14 protein-coding genes are annotated in these 17027 nt (G+C 64.9%); 11 read left to right on the forward strand and 3 right to left on the reverse strand.

Going from position 1 to position 17027, the window contains the following annotated elements; genetic code table 11:
• The first annotated feature begins 6 nt into the window (after positions 1-6).
• A complete protein-coding gene (locus IE126_RS13260; protein WP_229825483.1) occupies positions 7-1341 on the forward strand; it encodes an NAD(P)/FAD-dependent oxidoreductase in 1335 nt (444 codons plus the stop codon).
• Here the strand turns inward: IE126_RS13260 and IE126_RS13265 are convergent.
• Complete coding sequence (locus tag IE126_RS13265) at positions 1323-1985, reverse strand: TetR/AcrR family transcriptional regulator (protein ID WP_189381283.1); 663 nt, start codon at positions 1983-1985, stop codon at positions 1323-1325. The two genes, IE126_RS13260 and IE126_RS13265, sit on opposite strands and share 19 nt — an antisense overlap.
• A 155-nt stretch (positions 1986-2140) precedes the next feature.
• Here IE126_RS13265 and IE126_RS13270 point away from each other — a divergent pair, with 155 nt between their 5' ends.
• The 3 genes from IE126_RS13270 (at position 2141) to IE126_RS13280 (ending at position 6629) form a co-directional block, all read left to right on the forward strand.
• Positions 2141-4222, forward strand: coding sequence for a hydantoinase/oxoprolinase family protein (locus tag IE126_RS13270; RefSeq protein WP_189381284.1), 2082 nt, complete (start codon positions 2141-2143; stop codon positions 4220-4222).
• A complete protein-coding gene (locus IE126_RS13275; RefSeq protein WP_054302073.1) occupies positions 4219-5796 on the forward strand; it encodes a hydantoinase B/oxoprolinase family protein in 1578 nt (525 codons plus the stop codon). Before IE126_RS13270 ends, IE126_RS13275 begins: the two co-directional genes overlap by 4 nt.
• A 134-nt stretch (positions 5797-5930) precedes the next feature.
• On the forward strand, positions 5931-6629 hold the full coding sequence (locus IE126_RS13280; protein WP_054302074.1) for a GntR family transcriptional regulator: 699 nt from the start codon (positions 5931-5933) through the stop codon (positions 6627-6629).
• A gap of 19 nt (positions 6630-6648) precedes the next feature.
• On the opposite strand, the gene IE126_RS13285 is transcribed toward IE126_RS13280, so the two are convergent.
• Entirely contained in the window at positions 6649-7308 is a 660-nt protein-coding gene (locus IE126_RS13285) for a GntR family transcriptional regulator (RefSeq protein ID WP_189381285.1), read from the reverse strand.
• Positions 7305-8471: a cystathionine beta-lyase gene (gene metC / locus IE126_RS13290; RefSeq protein ID WP_189381286.1), complete on the reverse strand. Its 1167-nt coding sequence runs from the start codon at positions 8469-8471 to the stop codon at positions 7305-7307. The genes IE126_RS13285 and metC overlap by 4 nt, the downstream gene beginning before the upstream one ends.
• A gap of 138 nt (positions 8472-8609) precedes the next feature.
• Between metC and IE126_RS13295 the strand changes: the two genes are divergently transcribed.
• From IE126_RS13295 to IE126_RS13325, 7 genes are all read left to right on the forward strand, one after another.
• Positions 8610-9635, forward strand: a complete 1026-nt coding sequence (locus tag IE126_RS13295; protein ID WP_054302202.1) for an amino acid ABC transporter substrate-binding protein — start codon at positions 8610-8612, stop codon at positions 9633-9635.
• 86 nt (positions 9636-9721) lie between these two features.
• Positions 9722-10918: an amino acid ABC transporter permease gene (locus IE126_RS13300; RefSeq protein ID WP_054302077.1), complete on the forward strand. Its 1197-nt coding sequence runs from the start codon at positions 9722-9724 to the stop codon at positions 10916-10918.
• 3 nt (positions 10919-10921) lie between these two features.
• Positions 10922-12028 (forward strand): amino acid ABC transporter permease, encoded by a 1107-nt coding sequence (locus IE126_RS13305; RefSeq protein WP_189381287.1) that lies wholly within the window; start codon positions 10922-10924, stop codon positions 12026-12028.
• A gap of 78 nt (positions 12029-12106) precedes the next feature.
• Positions 12107-12826 (forward strand): amino acid ABC transporter ATP-binding protein, encoded by a 720-nt coding sequence (locus IE126_RS13310; protein WP_369814581.1) that lies wholly within the window; start codon positions 12107-12109, stop codon positions 12824-12826.
• 57 nt (positions 12827-12883) lie between these two features.
• On the forward strand, positions 12884-14281 hold the full coding sequence (locus tag IE126_RS13315) for an MmgE/PrpD family protein (RefSeq protein WP_189381288.1): 1398 nt from the start codon (positions 12884-12886) through the stop codon (positions 14279-14281).
• 4 nt (positions 14282-14285) lie between these two features.
• Entirely contained in the window at positions 14286-15641 is a 1356-nt protein-coding gene (locus IE126_RS13320) for an MmgE/PrpD family protein (protein ID WP_189381289.1), read from the forward strand.
• Positions 15642-15660: 19 nt separating this feature from the next.
• Positions 15661-17025, forward strand: a complete 1365-nt coding sequence (locus IE126_RS13325; protein WP_189381290.1) for an MmgE/PrpD family protein — start codon at positions 15661-15663, stop codon at positions 17023-17025.
• Positions 17026-17027 lie beyond the last annotated feature (2 nt).

A 17027-nucleotide genomic window follows, 5' to 3' on the forward strand; every position in this document is an offset into this window, starting at 1 on the left:
GAAACCATGATGCAATTCCTGTCCTTCCCGCTTGCGCCCTTCGCGGGGGATGCAGACCTGCCAGAGGCCGCCGATGTGGTGGTGATCGGTGGCGGCATCATCGGTGTCTGCACTGCGCTGGAACTGGCCGAGCGCGGCGTCAGCGTGCTCTTGTGTGAAAAGGGTCTGATCGGCGCGGAACAATCCAGCCGCAACTGGGGCTGGACACGCCAGATGGGTCGCGACCCGCGCGAACTGCCGCTGTGCATGGAAAGCCTGCGGCTGTGGGCAGGCATGAACGAACGGATCGGCGCCGACACCGGCTGGCGGCGCACCGGCATCGCCTATCTGTCCTATACAAGGCGCGAGCTGGATCACTGGCGCAACTGGGAAAAGATCGGTGCGGAGCATGGCGTCGATGGCCGGATGCTGTCGCGCACCGAAATTGACACGCGCCTGCCGGGCAATGATGGCCGTATTCTGGGTGTCCTGCACACCGGCAGCGATGGCAAGGCCGAGCCGTGGATCGCGGTGCCCGCCATTGCTGCTGCCGCCCGGGCAAAGGGCGCGCGCATTGTGACGGGCTGCGCGGTGCGCGGCCTCGAAACCGCTTCAGGCCGGGTCAGTGCTGTCGTTACCGAACGCGGCACGGTCGCCTGCCAGCAGGTCGTGATCGCGGCGGGCATGTGGTCCCGGCTGTTCGCGGGCAATCTGGGGATCGACTTTCCGCAACTGAAAGTGCTGGGTCCGGTCGCACGGGTGGAGGGCGTGCCCCTGATCACCGATATGCCGGTGGGGGCCGAGAATTTCGCCTTCCGCCATCGTCAGGATGGCGGCTACACCATTGCGGTGCGCAACCGGGCCATCGCGCCGCTGACCCCCGATCACTTCCGTCTGCTGGGTGATTACCTGCCCGGGCTGCGCACCAGCTGGCGCGAGCTGTCGCCCCGCATCGGCCGCACCTTCCTGGAGGATCTGGCCACCGCGCGCCGCTGGGCACTGGACCGGCGCACCATCTTTGAACAGGTGCGCATCCTGAACCCGGATCCGGTGCCGGGTTATACCCGCAAGGCGCTGCACCGGCTGGCGCGCGCCTTCCCGGCCTTTCAGGGCGCGCGGATTACCCATGAATGGGCAGGCTACATGGATGCGACGCCCGATGCCATTCCGGTGATCGGCCCGGTGCCCGCATTGCCCGGCCTCAACATCGCCTCGGGTTTTTCCGGTCATGGTTTCGGTATCGGGCCGGGGGCGGGGCGTATGATGGCGCAGCTGATCCTGGGCGAAAACACCCTTGTCCCGGCCGATGTCTTTGCCTTTACCCGGCTGCGGCCCGGACAGGCTCAGCCCGCTGCGGCCTGAGCGGCAACAAAGCGGCGCACCATCTGGCGGATGTTGTCCAGCCGCACCCCGATCCGGTCGGGGTGCAGCATGTCCACCCCGAAAGTGAAGCCCGAGGTATGGGCATTCGCCACCGTCACCCAGCACAGGGCCGACAGCAGCTGCCACAGCTCTGCCGGGTCGATCCCCGGCCGGAACAGGCCTGCCTGTTCGCCGCGCTGCACGATCGCCGCCATGCGCGCCAGCAGATCCTCGGCCCCGATCCCGGCGCGGTCGGCGTGCCGGATATGCTCACCGCCATGCAGGTTCTCGATCCCGACCAGCACGAGAAGGTCGGGATGACTGCGGTAATAATCCAGCGTGAAACCGCAGATCTTATCCAGCGCCGCAAGCGGGTCGGCAGGCAGGTCCAGCGCGCGCTCTGCCGCGCGGATCTGATGGTAACAGCCTTCCAGAACCGCCTGAAACAGCCGGCCCTTGTCGGTGAAGTGGCGGTAGATCAAAGCCTTGTTGACCCCTGCCCGCTTCGCCACCAGCTCGATCCGCGCACCTTCCAGCCCGCGTTCCACAAACTCCTGCCGGGCCGCCTCCAGAATGCGCGTGCGCGTGGTCTGGGTCTTTTCCTCATGTGCGCTGAGCTTCTGGCTTTCCTCGGGCGGTGTCATGGCATGTCCTTTCCGGCGCTCTGGCGCAGTCAGCATTCCTTTCGGGGGCCGTCAAGAAAATCACGCGGCCCGCAAATGTATGATTTACAAACCTGCGGCTTCCGTCAATAGTAACTGTAACGTTACAGTTACTAAATGCGACTCAGGGAGCCACCATGACCACCCGCCTGCGCGTCGCCTCCGATGTGGGGGGCACATTCACCGACAGCATCGCCTATGACAGCCGCACAGGCCGTATCGCGGTGGCCAAGGTCTCGACCACCCCGCATAACCGCGCCGAAGGCACGGTGGCCGGTCTGAAGAAGGCTGTCGCCCTGCTGGGGGCCAGCGGGGCCGAGGTCGATTATGTCGGTCATGGCACCACAACCACGACCAATGCGGTCATCCAGCGCACCGGCGCCCGCACCGCCTTTCTGGTGAACGACGGTTTTCGCGACATCCTGCTGATCGGCCGACAGAACCGCCCGACGCTGTTCGATCTGAAAATCGTGCGCCCCGAACCGCTGGTGGAGCGCGAGCTGTGTTTCACCGCGCGGGGACGGCTGGCGCCGGGCGGCGTCGAGCTTCAGCCGCTGAACGAAGATGATGTGCGCGACGCGGCACGGGCCATGGCCGCTGCCGGGGTGGAAACCGTGGCGGTGCTGTTTCTGCATTCCTATGCCAATCCGGCGCATGAACAGCGCGCCCAGGCGATCCTGCAAGAGATGCTGCCCGGCGTGCCGGTCTGTATCTCGACCGAGATCAATTCAGAGTTCCGCGAATATGAACGCGGCTCGACCACGGTGCTGAATGCCTGGCTGCGCCCGGTGATGGATCACTACCTGCGCGCGCTGTCCGACCTGCTGCATTCCGGGGACGGGCTGGGGCTTGCTCCGGGCAAGCCGGTGATGGTGATGGATGCGGCAGGCGGGCTGATGACACTGGATCATGCGCGCGCCCATCCCGTGCATACCGTGCTGTCCGGTCCGGCGGGCGGGGTGGTGGCCGCCGCCCATGTCGCGCAGGAGGCCGGGCTGCCCGATATCATCACCATGGATATCGGCGGCACCTCGACCGACATCAGCCTGATCCGCAACGGGCGCCCCGCCGTGACCCGCAGCGCGGTTCTGGAAACGGTGCCGATCCGCCTGCCGGTCATCGACATCAATGCCATCGGTGCGGGCGGAGGCTCCATTGCCTGGATCGACGAGGGGGGTGCCCTGCGCGTCGGCCCGCAAAGCGCCGAGGCTGTGCCCGGCCCTGCCTGCTATGGCCGCGGCGGCACCCGGCCCACGGTGACGGATGCCAACCTCGTGCTTGGGCGCTTTTCGGCGGAATCGCGTCTGGGAGGCGACATGGCACTGGATCTGGCGGCTGCCGAGCAGGTGATCCGCAGCCAGGTCGCAACACCGCTGGGGCTGTGCCTTGAGGAAGCTGCCGCCGGTATCCTGCGGGTTGCCCATGCCAATATCATGCGCGGCATCCGCGTCGTCTCGGTCGAGCGGGGTCATGATCCGCGCGATTTCGCACTGGTGCCCTTTGGCGGGGCCGGGCCGATGCATGGCAGTCCCGTCGCGCGGGAACTGGGCATGCCACGGGTGATGCTGCCGCCAAACCCCGGTATCCTGTGCGCGCTTGGCCAACTGATCTCGGAACTGCGCCATGAATATGTGCAGACCCATGTCGCGGCCCATGCCGCGCTGTCGGAGGCCGAGGTTCTGGCCCTGATCGGCAGCCTTGCCGACCGCGCCCGCCGCGCGCTGGACCATGACGGCGTGCCCCCCGCCAGACAGGCCATCGAAGCGCGGATCGACATGCGCTATCGCGGGCAGAGCTTTGAACTGCCTGTTCCCGCCGAGGCCACGAGGCCCGGCTTCTGGGCCGGGATGCCCGGTCTGTTTCACGCGCTGCACGAAGCGCGTTTCGGTTATTCCGATCCCGGTGCGGCGGTCGAAGTCGTGGGGCTGTCCGTCATCGGCACCGGCGAGCTGGAAAAACCCGCCCTGCCCCGGCTTCCCCAGGGCGATGGTTCGCCGCAGGCCGCGCTGAAGGGCCGACGCCGCATCTATTTCGAACAAGCAGATGCGGGGGGTGCCTATCACGACGCGGCGGTCTATGACCGCGCAAGGCTGCGGGCGGGCGATGTGATCGCCGGTCCTGCCGTGATCGACGAGATTTCCGCCACCTCCATCCTTTACCCCGGAGACATGATGACCGTTCACCCGTCCGGCAACCTGATCGTCGAGGTTGCGCAATGACCCGCTTCGATCCGATCCGCCTTGAGGTGCTGCGCAACGCGCTGGAGGCCACGGCGCAGGAAATGGGCGTCGTGCTGAAGCTGACCGCCTTTTCCCCAAACATCAAAGAACGCATGGATGCCTCCTGCGCCATCTTCGATGCGCAGGCGCAGCTTGTGGCGCAGGCCGAACATGTGCCTGTGCATCTGGGTTCGATGTTGCGGGCGGTCGGCCCCACGCTGGCGCGGCTGGACCCGCTGGAGGATGGCGATGTGGTCGTGGTGAACGATCCCTTCGTCGCCGGGGCGCATTTGCCCGACATCACGCTCATCGCGCCGGTCTTTGTCGCGGGGCGCTGCATCGCCCATGTCGCCAGCCGCGCCCATCATTCCGATGTGGGCGGGATGGAGCCCGGCTCGATGCCCGGCCGCTCGCGCGAGGTGTTTCAGGAAGGGTTGATCATCCCGCCGGTCCGGCTTTATCGCCGGGGGGTGGAGCAGACCGATATCATGGCGATGATCCTGGCGAATGTGCGCACCCCGGCCGAACGGCGCGGCGATCTGAACGCCCAGCTTGCAGCGCTTCGGGTCGGTGCGCGCCGCATCGGCGAACTGGCCGGGCGCTTCGGTGCCGAGGGGCTGGAACAGGGCCTGGCCGAGGTGCTGGATTATGCAGAGCGACGGATGCGCGCGCGTCTGGCAGAGCTTCCGCAGGGGTCATGGTCCGGCGAGGACTGGCTGGATGATGACGGGGTTGGCAGCGACCCGGTGATGATCCGCCTGCGCATCGACAACGGCCCGGCGGGGCTCGTCTTCGATTTCGAAGGCTCGGCGCCACAATGTCCGGGCAATGTGAATGCGGTGGCGCCGATGACGCATTCCTCTGTGTTCTATGCGCTGAAAATTCTGACCGATGCCACGATCCCGGCCAATGCCGGAGTGATGCGCCCGGTGCAGGTGCGCATTCCGAAAGGATCGTTTCTTGATGCTCGGCCGCCTGCGGCAGTCTGCGCGGGCAACACCGAGACCACGCAACGGGTGGCCGATGCCGTGCTGCGGGTTCTGGCGCAGTTCGCGCCGGACCGCATCGCCGCCGCAAGCCAGGGCACGATGAACCTCATCGGGATCGGGGGCCATGATCCCCGCACCGGCGAAGCCTATACCTATATCGAAACGATCGGCGGTGGTCAGGGCGGGCGCCCCGGTGGCCCCGGCATGAGCGCGGTGCATGCGAATATGTCGAACACGCTGAACACGCCGATTGAGGCCATGGAAATCAGCTATCCGCTGCGCGTCGAACGCTATGAACTGCGCGACGGTTCGGGCGGCGCGGGCGATCATCCGGGCGGTCTGGGCATCATCCGGGCGATCAGTCCCGTGGGGCACGAGGCGCGGGTTTCGCTGCAATCGGACCGTCGCAGGACCGGGCCCTACGGCCTGCATGGCGGCCAGCCGGGGCAGCCCGGCGCGAACTGGCATCGTGATACGGCAGGTGGTCAGGCTGGGGTTGCCGCCAAATGTTCTTTCTCGCTGGCCGAGGGCGAGGCGGTGCAGATCGACACCCCCGGCGGTGGCGGCTGGAACCGCCCCGTCTGACCGGGGCCGGAGCAAGGCAGACCCTCCCGCCATGACATCACCGCACGTCCTGCGGGGCTGTGTTGTCATGGCGGGCGGACTACGACTATAAGAAAATTGTTCCTCACGATTCCAGAAAGAAGATACGAGACCCCATGACCAGGGAGAAAGCCGAAACCGCATCCCGCCCCAGGCTTCGCGCGGCCTCTACATCTGGCGATCTCGTCGCTGATATCTACGAGATGGTGCGAAAGGAAATCACCACGGGGACGCTGCGCGTCGGCGACCGGGTGACCGAGGTCGATCTGGCGGAACGGTTCGGCGTGTCGCGCACCCCGGTTCGGGATGCCATCTCCCGGCTGGAGGCGGATGGCCTGCTGACCAACGAACCGCGCCGGGGGCTGGTGGTTTCGGTGCTCAGCCATCAGCAATCGGTCGAGCTGTATTTCATGCGCGAGATTCTGGAAGGCGCCGCTGCCCGGCTGGCCGCCCAAAGTGCCAGCGACATCGAACTGTCGATGCTGGAAGAACTGAGCAACAAGGAAATGTCGTCGCTTGATGACGTTTCGGCGCTGATCGAGATCAACCGCAATTTCCATCGTCTGATGATGCTGGCTGCGCATAACCGCTATCTGCTGCGCAGCCTGTCGCAGCTGACGCTGACCATGTCCCTGTTGCCGAGCCTTCTGGACAAGGGGGAAAGGGCGCGCTCTGCCGCAGTTGAACACCGCGCCATTGTCGACGCATTGCTGGCTCGCGACCGCGAAGCGGCGGAAGAGGCCGCGCGCCGGCATGTCCGCGCCTCGCAGCAGCACCGCATGCTGTTCAGCCTGGAAACTGACCCGGCGGTCTGATCCGGGCGCGCGGGCGTCGTCAGTATTCCTCTGCCATCATCTTCAGCCGCAGCGCAAAGCCGGTCGCGATATGGTTGCGCGCGGCGCGTTCGGCGCGATCCGCGTCGCGTTCGGTGATGGCCGCAACGATGGCCTCGTGTTCGGCCTGCGCGGAGCGGCTGCGTTCCGGGCTGGCATAGGTCGATCCCGGCACAAGGCTCAGATGGACGCGCAGGTTGTTCAGGGCCTCGATCATATAGCTGTTGTGTGAAGCCTGAACGATCTGGCGGTGCAGCATCAGGTTGCGGCTGCGCAGATGCGCGGGTTCGCTGGTACGGGCGTCGGTTTCCACCATGTCGCGCAGGACCGCGATTTCCGCCGCCGAGGCGTGCAGTGCGGCCAGCCGGGTTGCCATGCCTTCCAGCCCCTCGCGCACGGCGAAAAGCTGGCTGAGCTGGTCAAAGTTCATCCGGGTGATGATCAGCCCCCGGCGGGGCGCATGTTCGGCCAGCCCCATCGCATGCAGCCGGTGCAGGGCCTCGCGTACCGGCGTGCGGCTGATGCCCAGACGCTGCGCAAGATCGGTCTCGCGCAGCCTGTGACCGGGGCGCAGCTCGCCCCGCTCGATCAGGTCGAGCAGATGTTCGAACGGGCTGCGCCGGATATCGCCCGGCTTCGGCGCTTCGGCGGCGCGGGTCATGGGCGCAGCCGGTCCAGCCCCTTGCGCAGTTCGTCGATCAGATCTTCGGGATCTTCCAGCCCGATATGGAGGCGCACGGTCTGCCCGCCCGGAGCCCAGGTTGTAGCGGTGCGATAGACTGCCGGATTGCTGGGCACGATCAGGCTTTCGAAACCGCCCCAGCTCGACCCCATGCCGAACAGGGTGAACCCGTCGAACATGCGCGCCAGCGCATCGTGATCGACAGGTTTCATCACGAAGCCGAACAGGCCAGATGCGCCGGTGAAATACTGCTTCCACAAGGCATGGCCCGGATGCGAGGGCAGCGCCGGATGCAGCACCTGCAGCACTTCGGGTTGTTCAGCCAGCCAGTTGGCGACACGGATGCCGCTGCTGTGGTGGTGGCGCATCCGCACCCCCATGGTGCGCAGCCCCCGCAGCGCCAGATAGGCGTCATCCGCGCCCACGCAGACGCCGAAGCGCAGATAGGTTTCGCGCAGACGTTCATAGACCGGCGCCTGACAGGCGATGGTTCCCAGCATCAGGTCCGAATGACCCGAGATGTATTTGGTTCCCGCCTGGATCGAGATGTCCACGCCCTGCGTGATGGGCTGGAAGAAATAACCGCCGCTCCATGTGTTGTCGATCACGGTGGTGATGCCGTGGCGGCGGGCAGCTTCGGTGATGGCCGCCACATCCTGCACCTCGAATGTCTGCGATCCGGGCGATTCCATCCAGATCAGCCGGGTTTCAGGGCGGATCAGGCTTTCGATTCCGGCGCCGAGGGTCGGATCGTAATAGGTCGTCTCGATCCCGAACTTGCGCAGCGTGTGCTCACAGAACTTGCGGGTCGGCCCGTAAGAGCTGTCGGTGACCAGAAAATGCGCGCCGGGTTCGGCGAAAGCCATCAGGACAGTGCTGATCGCATTCACCCCCGAAGGCGCGACAAGGGCGCGATCTGACCCTTCCAGCGCGCAGATCGCATCTTCCAGCGCATGAGTCGTCGGCGTGCCGCGGCGGCCATAGCGCAGCCTCGCGCTTTCCTTGGCTTCCAGCGCGGCGAGGTTCGGAAAGAGGATGGTGGAGGCCCGGTAAACCGGGGTGTTGACCGCGCCGAAATGCTGCGCAGGGGCGCGTCCACAATGGGTTACGCGCGTGTCCAGGCCTGGAGTCTTGATCGTCATGGCAGAAATCCCTCGGTGTCAGGTACATCTTGCATACTATTAAAAACATCTGTATACAATAGCACATGGGCGTCGAAAACACACGGGAACAACCCTGCCGCGCCCTTCAGCAGCGAGAGGAGAATCGGGGTGATCAACATGAAAGCAGTCGGGTTTGCCGCCATTGCCGGCCTGACACTGGCCGCTGCCGGCATGGCGCAGGCAGAAACGGGCGCCACGCTGGCCGCCGTGAAGGCGCGGGGCGAAATGCTGTGCGGCGTGCATCCGGCTCGCCATGGTTTTGCCGCGCCGGACAGCCGCGGAGAATGGAGCGGTTTCGAGGTCGATTTCTGCCGCGCGCTTGCGGCGGCGATTTTCGGTGATGCAACAAAGGTGCGGTTTGTCGCGCTGTCGTCGCAGCAGCGTTTCCCGGCGATCCAGTCGGGCGAGGTTGATGTGCTGGCGCGCAACGTCACGGCGACGCTGGGGCGCGATACCGCGCTGGGTCTGAACTTTGCGCCGCCGATCTTCTACACGGGCACCGGCTTTCTTGTCCGGGCGGCCGACGGAATTACCAAGGTCGAGGATCTGGACGGCGCGACCATCTGCATGGCGCCCGGCTCCACCACCGAACGCAATGTGGCGCAAATCTTCGCTGCGCGCGGGCTGACCTACACCCCCGTTGTGATCGAGAACAACAAGCAGCTTGTCGATGCCTATGTGACCGGCCGCTGCGATGCGCTGACCAAGGACAAGGCGGCCCTGCCCGGCGTGCGGGCCTTCGATACGGAAAATCCCGCAGATCACATCCTGCTGCCCGGCATCTTCTCGAAAGAGCCGCTTGCCATGGCGGTGCGTCAGGGCGACGATCAATGGTATGATCTGGTCAAATGGGTCACCTATGCCACGTTCAACGCCGAAGAGATGGGCGTGAGCCAGGCAAATGTCGACGAGATGAAATCCTCGGAAGACCTCGACATCCAGACCCTGCTGGGCGTGATCGGTGACAATGGCACCAAGCTCGGGGTGGACAATGCCTGGGCCTATAACGTGGTCAAGCAGGTCGGGAACTACAAGGACATCTACATGCGCCACTTCGGGCCCGACAGCCCCGTGGCACTGGACCGCGATTACAACCAGCTCTGGACCGAGGGCGGGTTGCTCTACGGCTTCCCGATGCAATAAGGCCTGCGGCTGCCTCTGTCGATGCCGCCCGTGCCCGCTGCGGGACCGGGCGGCACAAGTCTCATGACGACCTTCGGGGATAACACATGACTGATGCCACACCCTCCGGAGGCGGAAAACGTCCCGCCCGGAGCATGAAGGACATCCTTTACAGCGAAAGCTTCCGAACGGTGATCTACCAGGTCGCCCTGGCCGCTGCGGTGGTATTTCTGGGCCTGTTTCTGTATCAGAACGTGGTCGAGAACCTGCAACGCCAGAATATTGCCACCGGCTTCGGTTTTCTTGGCGAAGTGGCGCAATTCCAGATCGGCGAACGCCTGATCGAATATTCGCCGCGTGACAGCTATGGCCGCGCCCTGCTGGTCGGGCTGATGAACACGCTGACCGTCTCGGCGGCGGGCATTCTCGTCGCAACGGTCATCGGTTTCGCGGTCGGCATCGCGCGGGTTTCGGGCAACTGGCTGCTGCAACGCATCTCGCTCACTTATGTCGAGGTGGTCCGCAACATCCCGGTGATCCTGCAAGTAATCTTCTGGTCGGCGGTGATCCGCAACCTGCCCGCCCCCCGTCAGGCGATCGAGCTGTTCGGCTTCGGGTATCTGAGCAATCGCGGCCTGATGGTGGCGGTTCCGGCCGCACATCCGGCGCATGGCTGGATGGGCTGGGCGCTGGTGCTGGGCGTCATCCTCACGCTGATCGGGCTGCGCCTCGCCCGGCGTCACCGGGAAAACACCGGAAAATATGTCGACATGCTGGGGCCGGGTCTGGCGCTGGTTCTGGGCCTGCCGCTGGCGGTCTGGCTGTTTGCCGGTGCGCCGCATGCCATCAGCTTCCCCGAACCCAAAGGGTTCAGCTTCGTGGGCGGCTCGGCCCTCAGCCCGGAGTTCTTCGCGCTGATGCTGGGGATCTCGCTTTATTCCTCGGGGTTCATCGCAGAAATCGTCCGGGCGGGTATCCAGGCCACGCCGAAAGGTCAGGTCGAGGCCGCACGGTCGATCTCGCTGCGCCCGCGTTTCATCCTGCGCTATGTGATCCTGCCGCAGGCCCTGCGCGTCATCGTGCCGCCGCTGACCAGCCAATACGTCAGCCTGATCAAGAACAGCTCCATTGCCGTTGTCGTCGGCTACCCGGATCTGGTGAACATCGGCAATACGGTGATGAACCAGACGGGACAGGCGGTCGAGGCGATTGCGGTGATGATGCTTGTCTATCTCATCATCAGCCTCGTCACTTCGCTGCTGATGAACTTCTACAACCGCCTTGTCGCGATCAAGGAGCGCTAGGTCATGGCCGCGATCACTCAAAGCCCGGTCCATCGCACCGGCACCTTCGACCCCAACGCCCGCCTGACGCCCGCTGCGTGGATGAAGGCCAACCTGTTCAACTCGCCCGGCCAGATCCTGCTGACGCTGGCGACAGCTGCCGTCCTGCTGCGCTTCCTGTGGTTCGTGCTGGACTGGGGCGTCTTCAATGCGGCCTGGTCTGCCACTGACCCCGAAACCTGCCGTCAGGCAACCGGCGCCTGCTGGGCTGTCATCGGGGAAAAGCACCGGCCAATGCTGTTCGGTCTTTATCCCTATGATCAGCACTGGCGGCTGGTCATCATGATGGTGGTCTATCTGGCAACGGTGGTGCTGTCGCTGTGGCCGCGCTGCTGGAACATGCGGTTTCTGGTGCCGCTGTGGATCGGGGCTGCCGTCAGTATCGGCATCCTCATGTTCGGGGGCGTGCTGGGCCTGCGCTATGTGCCGACCTCGGAATGGGGGGGGCTGCCGCTGACCATGCTGCTGTTCACCGGCACGGTGCTGATCGGGATGCCCATCGCCGTGCTGTTGGCACTGGGGCGCCGGGCGCCGTTGCCGGTGGCGCGCGGGGTATCCGTTGTCTTCATCGAGGCGCTGCGCGGCGTGCCGCTGATCACCATTCTCTTCGTTGCGGTCAACGTCTTTCCGCTGTTCCTTCCGGCCGGCGTCGAGGTGGACAAGCTGTTGCGCATCACGGTGGGCATCGCGATCTTCTTCGCCTGCTATCAGGCCGAAGTGATCCGCGGCGGTTTGCAGGCCATCCCGCGCGGGCAATACGAGGCTGCTGCCTCGCTGAGCCTCAGCTACTGGCAGACCACGCGCCGTATCATCCTGCCGCAGGCGCTGCGCATCTGCCTGCCCGCCATCACCAACCACATCATCGCCGCGATGAAGAACACTTCTTTCGTGATCATCATCGGCCTTTTCGACATCCTGACCGCAACGACGGCCGTGATGCAGGACCCGCTGTGGCGGCAGTTCTACGTCGAAGCCTACCTGTTCGTCGCGGGGGTCTATCTGTTCTTCGGCTATGCGCTGTCCCGCTATGCGCGGCAGGTCGAAAAATGGATCGCCGAAGGGCGCATCTGAGCGGCAAAGGGGAAAACCATGTCACAAATTACCGCCTCTACCCCGGTCACCGCTGCCGGTGACGACAGCATCATCTCGATGCGCGATGTCTCCAAATGGTATGGACAGTTCAAGGTCCTGCAAAACGTCAACCTGGATGTGCGCAAGGGCGAAAGGGTTGTCGTCTGCGGCCCGTCCGGCTCGGGCAAGTCGACACTGATCCGCTGCATCAACCGGCTGGAGGTGCATCAGGAAGGCCAGATCCTCGTCAAGGGGCTGGAGCTGACAGACAATGTGAAGAACATCGACGCCATCCGCCGCAACATCGGCATGGTGTTCCAGAACTTCAACCTGTTCCCGCATCTGACTGTGCTGGAAAACCTGACGCTTGGCCCGATGCTGACCCGCCAGATGAAGAAGGCGGATGCCGAGGATCTGGCGATGCATTTTCTGGGCAAGGTCCATATTCCCGAACAGGCGCAGAAATATCCCCTGCAACTGTCGGGGGGGCAGCAACAGCGCGTCGCCATCGCGCGGTCGCTGTGCATGCAGCCGGAAATCATGCTTTTCGACGAACCGACCAGCGCGCTTGATCCCGAGATGATCAAGGAGGTTCTGGATACGATGATCGAACTGGCGCAAAGCGGCATGACGATGATCGTGGTGACGCACGAGATGGGCTTTGCCCGCACCGTGGCCGACAAAGTGGTGTTCATGGCCGATGGCTGCATTGTGGAAAGCGGTCCGCCGGAAGAATTCTTCGGCAATCCGCGTGAACCGCGCACCCGCGCGTTCCTCGACCAGATCCTGAAACACTGAGACCGGCGGCGCCTGGCCTCTCCGGGCCGGGCGCAGGTTTTACAGATAGGAATTCCGATGACGTGTCTGACGTCACAGCTTGCGGCCCGCGCCGCAGGGTTGTCCTTTGCCGGCCTTGGCGATCCCGTCCGTAACTGGGCGACGCGGGCTTTCGCCGATACGATCGCCTGTGCCATCGCGGGCGCGAATGACGAAGTGGTCCGCGCCGCGTCGATGGTTCTGCCCGCCTCGCCCGGCCCTTCGGCGCTGCTGGGCCGGGCCGGGCGGCTGCATCCGCTGGATGCGGCACAGATCAACGGAATCGCCGCGCATGCGCTGGACTTTGACGACTGCAATCTGGAGATGGATGGCCACCCTTCGGTTTCCATCGTTCCGGGTCTGCTGGCGCTGGCCGACCGGCAGGATGCCACGGGCGCCGATCTGCTGACCGCCTATGTTGCGGGGGTCGAGGCCGAAATCCGCATCGCTCGGCTGTCTAACCCTGCCCATGCTGAACGTGGCTGGCATCCGACGGTCACCTTCGGTGTGATCGGTGCGGCGGTGGCGGCGGCGCATCTGCTGCGGCTCCCGGCGGAGCGGATGGCCGTGGCCATCGGCATCGCGGCCTCCTGCGCGGCCGGGCTGCGGGCCAATTCCGGCACGATGACGAAGCCACTGCATGCCGGACAGGCCAATCGCAACGGGGTGCAGGCCGCCTTGCTGGCAGAGGCCGGGTTCACCGCCAATCCCGAGGTGCTGGACCACAGGTTCGGCTTCATGGCCGCCTTCAACGGTGGTGTGCCCGAAAACACCGACGCCGCGCTGGAGGGCTGGGGGCAGGATTTCGCCCTGCTGTCCCCCGGCATCGCTATCAAGCAATACCCCTGCTGTGCCTTCGTTCATTGCGCCATCGACGCGGCGGCAGAGCTGCACCCCGTCGTGCTGCGCGCGCCTGTCGAGCAGATCGAGGTCACACTGCACCGCAAGCGGTTGAAGAATATTGACCGACCGCTTCCAAAGGACGGGCTGGATGCCAAATTCTCGACCCAGTATCTGACCGCGCGGGCGCTGCAAACCGGCAGCATCAGCTTTGCCGATTTCGATGCAGACCGTGTCTTCGATCCGGCAACCGCAGCGCTTGCCGCAAAGGTCCGGCTGAATGCGCATGCGGACAGCGACCTGTCGCTGGGGCATGTGCGGGTCACACTGGCGGACGGAGAGGTTCTGTCCGCCTCGGCCAGCGTGGCCATGGGGCGCGGCCCTGCCAATCCCATGACCCCGGCGCAGTTCCGCGCGAAGTTTGAGGATTGCGCGCATCGCACGCTTTCCGCCGCCGCCACGGCCCGCCTTTACGATGCGCTGATGGCGCTGCCTGCGCAGGGCTCTGCCCGCAAGCTCAGCGCGCTGATGCAGCCCGAACCCACAACTCCAGAGATGCAGACCAAGGCGGCCCCGGCCGCGGCCAAGGAAAGGTGATCCGATGTCCCTGTCACACCAAATCGCCCGACGTGTCGTCGCGCTCGACCCCGCCAGCTTCGATCCCGATGCGGTGAAATGGGCGAAGAACGCGATTGCCGATATGATCGGCTGCACGCTTCTGGGCGCGCGCACCGCGACGACCGAAGCCGCGCTTCTGCCGGAAACCCACGCTGCCGGGCCCTGCCTGTTGCTGGGGCGGCGGGAAAGGCTGGGCCTGCTGGACGCAGCTTTTGTCAATGGTACGGCGGGCCATGCGCTTGACTATGACGACACGTCGAAATCGCTGTCCGGCCATCCGACGGTCATCATCATTCCGGGCCTTCTCGCCCTTGCCGAGGCGCAGGACGCGTCAGGCAAGGCCGTGACCGATGCCTATATCATCGGGGTCGAGGCCGCGACGCGCTTTGCGCGCGGGGTGAACTTCCAGCACTATGAAAAGGGCTGGCACCCGACGGCAACACTGGGGATCTTCGGGGCGGCGGTCGCGGCGGCTGTGCTGCTGAAAGCCGACGAGGCCCAGATCGCCAATGCCATCTCGATTTCCGCCTCGCTGGCTTCCGGCATCAAGGCGAATTTCGGAACCGATACCAAGCCGCTGCATGCCGGAATTGCCGCGCGCAATGGTCTTTTTGCCGCACTGATGGCGGTGCGGGGGGTGAACGGCTCACCCGTGGCGCTGGAACATCCGCAGGGCTTCCTGGAGGTGTTCAACGGCGCCGGAAACTACGATGCCGACCGGATGCTGGTGAATTGGGCGGAACCGCTTGATCTGCTTGCTCCCGGCATTTCGATCAAGAAATATCCCTGTGTCTACAGCGTGCACGGCGCCATTGATGCTGCGATCCAGTTGCATGACGGGCCCTTGCCCGACAGCAGCAATGTCAGCGATGTGCTGGTGCGGATGCATCCGCGCCGCCTGCTGCCCCATGTGCGCAACCCCGCGACCAGCGCGCTGAACGCCAAATTCTCGTTGCCCTATGCTGTGTCGCGCGGGCTGGTGAATGGCGCGGTCCTGCTGGAGCATTTCGAGGATGCGGCGCTGCATGATCCCGAAGTGACCCGCATCATGGGCCTGATCCGCATGGAGCCGCATGATGACGACGCCAATGATTATGGTGCCGAGGTGGCGGTGACTCTGCGGGATGGAAGCATCCTGCGCCAGACCGTCGCGGCGCCGTTGGGGCGTGGCCCGGAAACCCCGTTGCCGCAAGAGATGCTGGCCGCGAAATTCGCCGACTGCGCCCGCCCCAGCCTGACCGCCACCGGAGCAACCGGCGTGTTCGATCTGCTCATGCAACTCGACACCCTGCCCCGCATTGGCATCCTGACCGATGCAATCCTGGCCGCGACGCGCTGAGCCGCAAGGAGTGATGAACATGAGCTTTGCACGCGAACTGGCCCGCCGGGCGCTGTCGATCCGCCTGGAAACCGCCCCGCCCGAAGCGGCCCGGATCGGACGCCGCGCCTTTGCCGATACGCTGGGCGTGGCCCTCGCAGGGTCTGATGCCTCAAGCCTTGATGCGCTGGAGGCGGTGCTGGACATCGGCGCGGCCCCGTCACAGGCCACGCTCTGGGGGCGGGGCGGACGCCGTGCCTCTGTCCTGCATGCCGGTCTGGTGAACGGCACCGCTGCCCATGCGCTCGATTTTGATGATTGTTCGACCACCATGGGGGGCCATCCTTCCGCGCCCGTGGTGCCGGTGGTGATCGCATTGGCGGAAATGACCGGCGCGACGGCGGGCAAGGCGCTTGAGGCGTGGATGACCGGGGTCGAGGTTGAAACCCGGCTGGCGCGCGGTCTGCTGCCGCATCATTATGAAAAGGGCTGGCATCCGACGGCAACGCTGGGCGTTTTCGGCGCCACCGCCGCCGCTGCCCGCATGCTGGACCTGAACGAGGAACAGATGACCACCGCGCTGGCGGTGGCGGTGTCGATGGCTTCGGGGCTGAAGTCGAATTTCGGCACCCCGGTCAAGCCGCTGCATGTGGGTCAGGCAGCGCATAACGGCATCCTTGCCGCCCTCGTGACCCGTCGCGGCATCACCGCCAATCCCGAGGCATTCGAGCATAACTACGGGTTCTTCAATCTGTTCAATGGTGCGGGAACCTATGATGCCGATGCCATCCTGAACGGCTGGGACGGGCCGATGGAGGTGCTGGAGCCCGGCATCGCCATCAAGCAGCACCCCTGCTGCGGTTCGGCGCATTCCGCGATTGATGCCGCGCTTCGCATCGTTGCACGCGAGGGGCTTCTGGCAGCGGAGGCGATCGAGCGGATCGACATTCGCACCCATGAACGCCGCCTGGCCCATACCAACCGGCCCGAGCCGCGTTCGGGCCTGGATGCGAAGTTCAGCGTGCAGTTCCTGACTGCCAGGGCATTGACCTGCGGCCAGATCCGTCTGGCCGATTTTGACGATGCCACATTCCTCACCGCGGATCTGGCGCGCTTGCTGCCCCGTGTCGAGGCCACGGGCCATCAGGCGCCTGACGCCTATCTGGGCCGTTTGCAGGTGGTGATGAAAGACGGCCGTATTTTCGAGGACAGCGCCTCGACACGGTTCGGGCGCGGCCCGTCCAATCCGATGTCGGATGCGGAACTGCGGGCAAAATTCACCGATTGTGCGGCGCCCTCGCTGGGCGAAGTCAAGGCCGGAGCCGCATTTGATACCATCCTGTCGCTGGCCGATGATGACCGGCTGGATGTGGTGATGGCGCTTGTTGCGGGTGAGGAGGCGTGACG

Origin of the sequence: Gemmobacter nanjingensis (genome assembly GCF_014652195.1) — a bacterium.
GTDB classification, from domain to species: domain Bacteria; phylum Pseudomonadota; class Alphaproteobacteria; order Rhodobacterales; family Rhodobacteraceae; genus Gemmobacter; species Gemmobacter caeni.